At 71.1% G+C, this 1,970-nt stretch carries 3 protein-coding genes; all 3 read left to right on the top strand.

The window, feature by feature from the left end:
- Nucleotides 1–1,273: PTS fructose transporter subunit IIC (locus G6027_RS14375; RefSeq protein ID WP_182637766.1), on the top strand; the 1,273-nt coding region annotated here is incomplete at its 5' end.
- 177 nt (nt 1,274–1,450) lie between these two features.
- Nucleotides 1,451–1,708: an HPr family phosphocarrier protein gene (locus tag G6027_RS14370; RefSeq protein WP_182637765.1), complete on the top strand. Its 258-nt coding sequence runs from the start codon at nt 1,451–1,453 to the stop codon at nt 1,706–1,708.
- A partial coding sequence (locus tag G6027_RS14365; protein WP_182637764.1) for an NAD(P)H-binding protein occupies nt 1,705–1,970 on the top strand: 266 nt, incomplete at its 3' end. The genes G6027_RS14370 and G6027_RS14365, both read left to right, overlap by 4 nt.

The following is a 1,970-nucleotide window of genomic DNA, read 5'->3' as shown; positions in this document are numbered from 1 at the left end:
CGAGGCGCTGGCCGCTGCCGGCGACCCCGACGCCAAGCGCGTCTCGGCGGCGTCCGGCTCGGGCGGCGACTCCTCCACCGGCGGATCCGGCTCGGACGAACACTGGGCCCGCGGTCTGCAGCGCGCGGTGATGACCGGCGTGTCGTACATGATCCCGTTCGTCGCCGCCGGCGGCCTGCTGCTGGCGCTGGGATTCCTGTTCGCCGGATACGACGTGGCGTTCGTCTGGGAGGAGGTGGCCACCGGGTTCACGTTGACCGATCTGCCCGGTCAGGTCTGGTACCTCGACGGTGAGATCGTGTCCGCCGGGACCGCCGGCGCCGAGATGCTCACCCACGCCGGCCTGCGGCTGTACATCGGCGCAGTGCTGTTCGCGATCGGCCAGGCCGCGATGGGATTCATGATCGCGGTCCTGTCCGGCTACATCGCCTACGGCCTGGCCGACCGCCCGGGCATCGCGCCGGGCTTCGTGGGCGGCGCCCTCTCGGCCACCCTCGGCGCCGGGTTCATCGGCGCGCTCGTCACGGGCATCCTCGCCGGCTACCTGGTGCGGTGGATGACCACCTGGAAGACCCCGCGCTGGCTGTCCGGCCTCATGCCGGTGGTGCTGATCCCGCTGCTCGGATCGCTCGCCATCGGCCTGCTCATGTTCCTGCTGCTCGGCCGTCCGCTGGCCTCGCTGACCTCCGCCATGGAGTCGTGGCTGGGCGGGATGAGCGGCTCCTCGGTGATCCTCCTGGGCATCATCCTGGGGCTGATGATGTGCTTCGACCTCGGCGGACCGGTCAACAAGGCCGCGTACACCTTCGCCACCGCCGGACTGGTCGCCGACAACCCGGCCTCGCTCCGGATCATGGCCGCGGTGATGGCCGCCGGCATGGTGCCGCCGCTGGCCATGGGCCTGGCGACGGTCGTCCGCAAGCGGCTGTTCAGTGAGGTCGAGCAGGAGAACGGCCGGGCCGCGTTCCTGCTGGGCGCCAGCTTCATCACCGAGGGGGCGATCCCGTTCGCCGCCGCCGACCCCGTCCGCGTGATCCCGTCCATGATGGCCGGTGGAGCCGTCACCGGAGCGCTCATCATGGCATTCTCGGTGGAGTCGTACGCTCCGCACGGCGGCCTGTTCGTGGTGTTCGCCATCAACCCGGTGTGGGGTTACCTGGTCGCCATCCTCGCGGGGATGCTGGTCTCGACCACCGCGGTGATCCTGGCCAAGAGCGCCCGCCGCGATCCCGCTCCCGTCACGGCCCCGGCGCCCGCCACTGTGGCCGCCTGACCCCCGTCAGAGCAGCTATCCCCCACCCATAACACCCGCGTGGAGTCACTCCGTTCAGAGTCTCACCAGGAGAACCCGGCGAAACAGCTGACTGAGTGACTCCACACACCGCCTGACCCCACCCGACCGGCTCGCCGGTTGATCAACCCGCCAGTTCACCAGTCACGAGGAGAGACCATGCCCACCACCACCGTCATCGTGGGATCCGCCGAGGGCCTGCACGCCCGCCCCGCGGGGATCATCGCCGAGGCCGCCGAGAAGTACGACACGGACATCGAGATCGCGTTCGACGGCGAGGAGGCCGACGCCGCCTCGGCCATGCTCATCATGGCGCTCGGTGCCGAGAAGGGGGCCGAGGTCACGGTGAGCGGGGACGACGCCACCGCGGTGGCCGAGATCGCCGCCCTCATCGAACAGGACCTCGACGCGGGATGACCGTCCTCGTCGTGGGATCGGGTGGGTACCTGGGATCGCGTCTCGTACCCGCGCTGCTGGCCCGGGGGCACCGCGTCCGGGCCGGCGCCACCGATCCCCGGCGGGCCCGGACCCACGGGTGGGGCGACCGTGTGGAGACGGTCCGCTGCGACGTCCTCGATCCCGGGAGCCTCTCGGACGCCCTGGCCGGGGTGGACTCGGTCGTCTACCTGGTCCACCGGATGGGGTCCGGGTCCGGCTTCCGGGCCGAGGATGCGGCGGA

Source organism: Dietzia sp. SLG310A2-38A2 (assembly GCF_014145095.1).
Taxonomy (GTDB): Bacteria; Actinomycetota; Actinomycetes; order Mycobacteriales; family Mycobacteriaceae; genus Dietzia.
The sequence above is the reverse complement of the archived record's forward strand: the minus strand, read 5'-3'. Positions and strand labels throughout refer to the sequence as shown.